This window comes from Immundisolibacter sp. (assembly GCF_028696615.1).
GTDB lineage: Bacteria > Pseudomonadota > Gammaproteobacteria > Immundisolibacterales > Immundisolibacteraceae > Immundisolibacter.
Map to the genome: position 1 here is coordinate 1 of NZ_JAQVGQ010000180.1, position 5,656 is coordinate 5,656.

Consider the following 5,656-nt stretch of genomic DNA (forward strand, 5'->3'; position numbering starts at 1 on the left):
ATAGGCCTGCTCGTGGCGCAGCGCGGCGGCGAAGGCGCGGATCAGACGCTCCTTGTCCGCCGCTGGCAGGTGCGGGTCGGCGCGCAGCACGGATTTGCCGCCGCCGTGCGGCAGGCCGGCGGCGGCGTTCTTGAGCGTCATGGCGCGCGCCAGACGCGCGCACTCGGCGGTGGTCACGTCCGGCGCCATGCGCAGGCCGCCGATGGCCGGCCCGCAGGCCAGGTTGTCGAGCACCACCGTGGCGGCCAGCCCAAGTGCCGGCTGATGGATGTGGATGACGCGGGCCGGGCCCAGATCGTCGGCGAACGGCAGCTCGGGATGCATGCGATAACCCCTGCGCGGGTGGACTGGCGGTGGACAATATAAGCAGCACCCTGCGCCATACTGCCCTGACTGCCGTCAGCCGCCGCCCGCCAAAAAGGGCCCACAAGCGGCGCGCGGCGGCGCGGTCTTTGCTTCGAACCTCATCCGCAGACTCGTTGCATGATTGCCGCATCGTAGCTGCCGCCCCAAACGATCCCAACGGAGCCCGCATGCGCATTCGACACGCCATCATTGCCGGCCTGGCCCTGCTCGCCGGCCGCCTCGCCAGCGCCGGCACGCCGTCCGCCGCAGTGCCGGACGACGCCTTCCTCGCCGGCTACGCCGCGGCGGTGCTCGAGCAGCGCCTCGGCTGGCCGGCCGGCAGTTACACGCTCGAGGTCAGCGACGGCCGCGTGCGTCTGGACGGCAGCGGGCACGCCGATGCCGAGGCAGCGCAGCGGGCGCTGGCGACGGTGGCCGGCGTGCGTTCGGTGCGTCTGGTCGACAGCCCCAAGCAGGCCAGGGCCGCGCGTGGGCGCTGGTTTCCGACCGCCGAGCTGTTCCGCCCGGCGCTGGCCGACCCCAAGGAGCCGCGTTTTTTCATCTCGCCGCGCCATTACGACACCGGCAGCGAGAACCTGTGGCTGGTCGAGGTCGGCTACGGCGCCAATTTTCCGGTCTACGGGCGCATCGACGCCGCCGGCGACGGCTGGAACGTCGGCATCTCCGGCGGCCTGTTCGGCCTGTTCAACCTGGAAGCAGACTCCTTCGACCTGATCAACGCCGACTACACGGTCGGCATTCCCTTCACCTGGCGGCAGGGTGCCCGCAGCGCCCGGCTGCGCCTGTACCACCAGAGCTCGCACCTGGGCGACGAGTACCTGCTGAACGCGGCGCCCGAGCGCATCAACCTCAGTTTCGAGTCGCTCGAGGCGCTGCTGGCCTACGACCTCGAGCCGTTTCGCGTCTACGGCGGCGGCGAGGTGCTGCTGCATCGCGAGCCGGGTGACCTGGACCGGCTGATGGCCCACGCCGGCATCGAGTACTTCAGCCGCCAGCCGGCCACGCTGCTGCCCGGCCTGCGCGGGCGGCCGTTCGCCGGGCTGGATTTGAAGTCGTTCGAAGAACACGACTGGAAGCTCGACAGCAGCCTCAAGCTCGGCATGCAGTTCGACGCCCCGCGCTCGGACCACTACCTGCGCCTGCTGCTGGAGGGCTACCACGGCTACTCGCCGCACGGCCAGTTCTACTCGGACCGCATTTCCTACTTTGGCCTCGGCGTGCAGTTCGGGATTTGACCCCGGCTCGACCACGCCCGGCCGCGTTGTCCATCTCCTGACCGTCGATGCAATACAAGGACTACTACCAGACGCTCGGCCTGGCGCGCGACGCCAGCGCCGACGACATCAAGCGCGCCTACCGCCGGCTGGCGCGCAAATACCACCCGGACGTCAGCAAGGAGCCGAACGCCGAGAACCGCTTCAAAGAAGTGGCCGAGGCCTACGAGGTGCTCAAGGACCCCGAAAAGCGCGCCGCCTACGATCAGCTCGGCAGCCACTGGCGGGCCGGCCAGGGCTTCACGCCGCCGCCGGGCTGGGGCGGCTTCGAGTCCCGCGGCGGCGGGGGCGGTTTCAGCGATTTCTTCGACAGCCTGTTCGGCAGCGGCTTTACCGGCCCGCACGGTCGGCGGCGCGCGGCCGGCCGCGAGGATCAGCACGCCCGGGTGCAGATCACGCTCGAGGACGCCTTCCACGGCAGCACGCGCACGGTGAACCTCAGCCAGCCCGGCGCGCGCGCCCGCGCGCTCGAGGTGCGCATCCCCAAGGGCGTGCGGCCCGGCCAGCGCATCCGCCTGGCCGGCCAGGGCAGCGGCGGCGGCGATCTATACCTAGAAGTCGAGTTCGCGCCACATCGGCTGTACCGCCTGGATGGCACCGACCTGTACCTCGACCTGCCGGTGGCGCCCTGGGAGGCGGCGCTCGGCGCCACCGTCAGGGTGCCGACCCTGGGCGGGCCGGTCGAGCTGAGCATCCCGGCCGGCTCGCAAAGCGGTGACAAGCTGCGCCTGCGCGGGCGCGGCCTGCCGGCCAAACCGACGCCGGGCGATCAGTACGTGGTGCTGAAGATGGTGACGCCGCCGGCCAGCAGCGAAGCCGTGCGCGAGCTGTACCGGCGCCTGGCCGCCGAGACGGCCTGCGACCCGCGGCGCGGTTTGTTCGGGTAAAGACGGCGCCGGCGTCAGGATGCCGGCCGCTGCCAGAGCACGTCCGGCACGCCGGCGGCGCGGTTCAGGCTGCGCGCCATCACGAACAGCAGATCCGACAGCCGGTTCAGGTACTTGAGACCCATCTCGCCGCCCGCTTCCTGCGCCAGCAACGTCACCACCCGCCGCTCGGCGCGCCGGCACACGGTGCGCGCCAGGTGACACACCGCCGCCGCCGGGCTGCCACCGGGCAAGATGAAGTCGGCGAGCGGCTCCAGGTCCTCGTTGAGCTGGTCCAGCCAGCTTTCGAGCACCGCCACGTGGGCGTCGGTGAGGATGCTGTGGCCGGGAATGCACAGCTCGCCACCCAGATCGAACAGCCGGTGCTGAATCTCGCCCAGCCAGCCGTCGAGCGGCCCGGGCAAGGCGTGCGCGCGCAGCATGCCGATGACGCTGTTGAGCTCGTCCACGGTGCCATAGGCCTCGACGCGGACGGCATCCTTGGCCACGCGCGAGCCGTCACCAAGACCCGTCGTGCCCTTGTCGCCGGTGCGGGTGTAGATGCGCGTCAGGCGTTTACCCATGCGGAACTCCGGAGTGCGGTGTTACGGCAGATGCAGCGGCGGCTGGCCGGCGCGCTCGCGCATCTGCTCGATGGCGGCGCGCACCTGCGGGCGCGATACCAGCCAGCGTTCGAGGTGGTATTTGCCGGGCAGGTCCAGCAGCGCAAACGATGCCAGCACCGTCACGATGCCCGGCCCCGGCAGCACGATCATCGCCAAACCCGCCACCAGCAGCACCGCGCCGAGCGCGTTTTTTAGGATCCGCACGGTATAGCGCAGCACCCAGTGGCCGGTGTGCGGCTGCGGCGGACGGCGCTCGCGGTAGAAATAATCCTGCGGCAGGCGCGCCACCAGCACCGGCAGCAGCAGCACGGTGGCCACCAGGGTCAACACCGACACCGGCGTCGCCCAGGCCAGCCAACGCGGCTCGATGCCGGCCAGTGCCAGCAGGCGCACGGCCAGTTCCTGCGCGGCGTCGATCATGGCGCACCCTGCGCCCGGGCCAGCCGGTCCGGCGTGCCCACGTCCAGCCAGGCGCCGGCGTAGTGCTCGCCATAGAGCTGCCCGGCATCGGCGGCGGCGCGCAGCAGCGGCGTCAGGCTGAAGACGTCCTCGCCGACGCCGTCCAGCAGGCGCGGGTCAATCACGCCGAGTCCCGCGTAGGTGAGCATCGGCGCGCCGTGGTTGGCCAGCCGGCCGTTGGCGCCGAGCGCGAAGTCCCCGGCCGGGTTGTGATCCGGGTTGTCGACCAGGATCAGATGCGCCAGGCCCGGCAGCGGCCGGCGCAGGCGGGCGAAGGGGTAGTCGCAGCTCACGTCGGCGTTGACCAGCAAAAACGGCGCCGCACCCAGCAGCGGCAGCGCGCGCTTGACGCCGCCACCGGTGCCGAGCGGGCCATCCGGCTCGCGCGAGTAGACGATGCGCGCCCCGAAGCGGCCGCCGTCGCCGAGTGCCGCCTCAATCTTGTCGCCAAGATACGCCAGGTTCACCACCAGCTCGGTGAAGCCGGCCGCCACCAGTGCCTCGACCCGGTGCACGATCAGCGGCTTGCCATTCACCGCCAGCAGCGGCTTGGGCAGCTGGCGCGTGAGCGCGCCCATGCGCGTGCCAAGCCCGGCGGCCAGGATCATCGCCTTCATGCCGCCCGTCCGTGCAGCTGCGCGAGCAGGTCGGCGAGCGGAGCGAGTGCCGGCGTGCGCCCGGCGGCCGCCTCGATGTAAGCGAGAAAGCGCGGCGTCTCGGCCAGATACCGCGGCTTGCCGTCGCGGTAATTCAGGCGCGCGAAGATGCCGAGCACCTTCAGGTGCCGCTGCGCGCCCATCACATCGCAGTCGGCCTCGAACGCCTCGAAGCTCGCCGGCACCGGCACGCCGGCCGCCCGCGCCTGCCGCCAGTAATCGGCCAACCAGCGCCGTTCGCGCTCGGGCGGCCAGGACAGAAAGGCATCACGCAGCAGCGAGGTCGGGTCGTAGCTGACCGGCCCGTACACGGCATCCTGAAAATCGAGAATGCCGACCCCGCCCGGCGCGCCTGCCGCCGGCATCAGGTTGCGCGGCATGTAGTCGCGGTGCACATAAACGCGCGGCTGCGCCAGCGCATGCTCGATCAGCAGACTGCGCACTGCCTGCCAAGTGGCGGCCTGCGCCGGCGTGAATCGGCGACCAAGGTGCCGGCCGACGTACCAGTCCGGGAACAGGTCCAGCTCGCGACCCAGCAGCGCCGCATCGTACGGCGGCAACACGCCCGGCCGGCTGGCCGCCTGCCAGCGCACCAGCGCCGCGATGGCATCGCCCATCAGCGCATCGGCGTTGGCGTCCGTCAGCACGTCCAGATAGGTCTGCCGGCCAAGATCGCTGAGCAGCAGAAAGCCGCGCTCGACATCGGCAGCCAGCACCGCAGGCGCGTTCAGGCTCGCCGCGCGCAGCACGCCGGCAACGTGAACGAACGGCCGGCAGTCCTCCTGCGGCGCAGGCGCATCCATGGCAATCAGCGTGCCGCCGGCGTGAGTCACGCGGAAATAACGGCGAAAACTCGCATCCGCCGACGCCGGCTCGAGCGTAAAGTCGGCCAACAGCCCGGCCAGCCAGGCAGCCAGCGCGGCAAGACGGGGATCGGAAACGGACGGCGTGGACACGAGCGGGCCGGATGACAGGACGGCCCCGCATTTTAGCCACTCGCCACCCGCGCCGCCGGCGTTAGCAGGCCGTTGAAAAACCTTTTCCAACGGCCTGTGAAGGCAAGCCAGGGATGGCTTGCCCCCACATCAATCGCATCGAGCGCTTGATGTGGGGGAACCTCGTTGCGGACATGTGCCGCGACGAGCCGAGTTGAAAAAGGGCAGGAAGCCCTTTTTCAACGGCCTGTTAGACGCTGCATGGCCCGCGCGCCTATAATCGCCGCCCGCGCGCCACCCAGGCCGGCGCGCCCCGTGCCGGTGTAGCTCAGTCGGTAGAGCAGCTGATTCGTAATCAGCAGGTCGGAGGTTCGAGTCCTCTCACCGGCACCATCAAATCAGTGACTTGGCTTTTCTTCCCGCCCCGGCTACGCCCTGCCGGGGCGCCGCGGATGCGTGCGTTGCGGCACCGCT

7 protein-coding genes and 1 tRNA gene are annotated in these 5,656 nt (G+C 70.5%); 3 read left to right on the top strand and 5 right to left on the bottom strand.

What is annotated here, in order from left to right:
- A partial coding sequence (locus tag PHC73_RS10955; protein WP_300127969.1) for a Glu/Leu/Phe/Val dehydrogenase dimerization domain-containing protein occupies positions 1 to 324 on the bottom strand: 324 nt, incomplete at its 3' end.
- Between the two features lie 209 nt (positions 325 to 533).
- On the opposite strand from PHC73_RS10955, the gene PHC73_RS10960 reads away from it, so the two are divergent.
- Together PHC73_RS10960 and PHC73_RS10965 are read left to right on the top strand one after the other, a co-directional pair.
- The gene (locus PHC73_RS10960) at positions 534 to 1,601 is read left to right on the top strand and encodes a DUF1207 domain-containing protein (RefSeq protein ID WP_300127972.1); all 1,068 of its coding nucleotides are present in this window, start codon (positions 534 to 536) and stop codon (positions 1,599 to 1,601) included.
- 47 nt (positions 1,602 to 1,648) lie between these two features.
- Positions 1,649 to 2,527 carry a DnaJ C-terminal domain-containing protein gene (locus PHC73_RS10965; RefSeq protein WP_300127975.1) on the top strand — a complete coding sequence of 293 codons (879 nt, stop codon included), beginning with the start codon at positions 1,649 to 1,651 and terminating at the stop codon, positions 2,525 to 2,527.
- A gap of 14 nt (positions 2,528 to 2,541) precedes the next feature.
- Here the strand turns inward: PHC73_RS10965 and PHC73_RS10970 are convergent, their stop codons facing one another.
- Genes PHC73_RS10970 through PHC73_RS10985 form a run of 4 tightly spaced genes read right to left on the bottom strand, consistent with a single transcriptional unit; the run spans position 2,542 to position 5,164 of the window.
- Positions 2,542 to 3,090: a cob(I)yrinic acid a,c-diamide adenosyltransferase gene (locus PHC73_RS10970; RefSeq protein WP_300127978.1), complete on the bottom strand. Its 549-nt coding sequence runs from the start codon at positions 3,088 to 3,090 to the stop codon at positions 2,542 to 2,544.
- A gap of 21 nt (positions 3,091 to 3,111) precedes the next feature.
- Positions 3,112 to 3,552: a PGPGW domain-containing protein gene (locus PHC73_RS10975; RefSeq protein ID WP_300127980.1), complete on the bottom strand. Its 441-nt coding sequence runs from the start codon at positions 3,550 to 3,552 to the stop codon at positions 3,112 to 3,114.
- Positions 3,549 to 4,208 carry an N-acetylmuramate alpha-1-phosphate uridylyltransferase MurU gene (gene murU / locus PHC73_RS10980; protein WP_300127983.1) on the bottom strand — a complete coding sequence of 220 codons (660 nt, stop codon included), beginning with the start codon at positions 4,206 to 4,208 and terminating at the stop codon, positions 3,549 to 3,551. Before murU ends, PHC73_RS10975 begins: the two co-directional genes overlap by 4 nt.
- Positions 4,205 to 5,164, bottom strand: a complete 960-nt coding sequence (locus PHC73_RS10985; protein ID WP_366949863.1) for a phosphotransferase — start codon at positions 5,162 to 5,164, stop codon at positions 4,205 to 4,207. The genes murU and PHC73_RS10985 overlap by 4 nt, the downstream gene beginning before the upstream one ends.
- A gap of 335 nt (positions 5,165 to 5,499) precedes the next feature.
- On the opposite strand from PHC73_RS10985, the gene PHC73_RS10990 reads away from it, so the two are divergent.
- Positions 5,500 to 5,575: transfer RNA gene (locus PHC73_RS10990), tRNA-Thr, on the top strand.
- Positions 5,576 to 5,656: the final 81 nt, after the last annotated feature.

Excerpts from the sequence above, each read along its gene's own strand:
- PHC73_RS10960 (WP_300127972.1), top strand. The coding sequence starts at position 534 with ATGCGCATTCGACACGCCATCATTGCCGGCCTGGCCCTGCTCGCCGGC.
- PHC73_RS10965 (WP_300127975.1), top strand. The coding sequence starts at position 1,649 with ATGCAATACAAGGACTACTACCAGACGCTCGGCCTGGCGCGCGACGCC.
- PHC73_RS10970 (WP_300127978.1), bottom strand. The coding sequence starts at position 3,090 with ATGGGTAAACGCCTGACGCGCATCTACACCCGCACCGGCGACAAGGGC.
- PHC73_RS10975 (WP_300127980.1), bottom strand. The coding sequence starts at position 3,552 with ATGATCGACGCCGCGCAGGAACTGGCCGTGCGCCTGCTGGCACTGGCC.
- murU (WP_300127983.1), bottom strand. The coding sequence starts at position 4,208 with ATGAAGGCGATGATCCTGGCCGCCGGGCTTGGCACGCGCATGGGCGCG.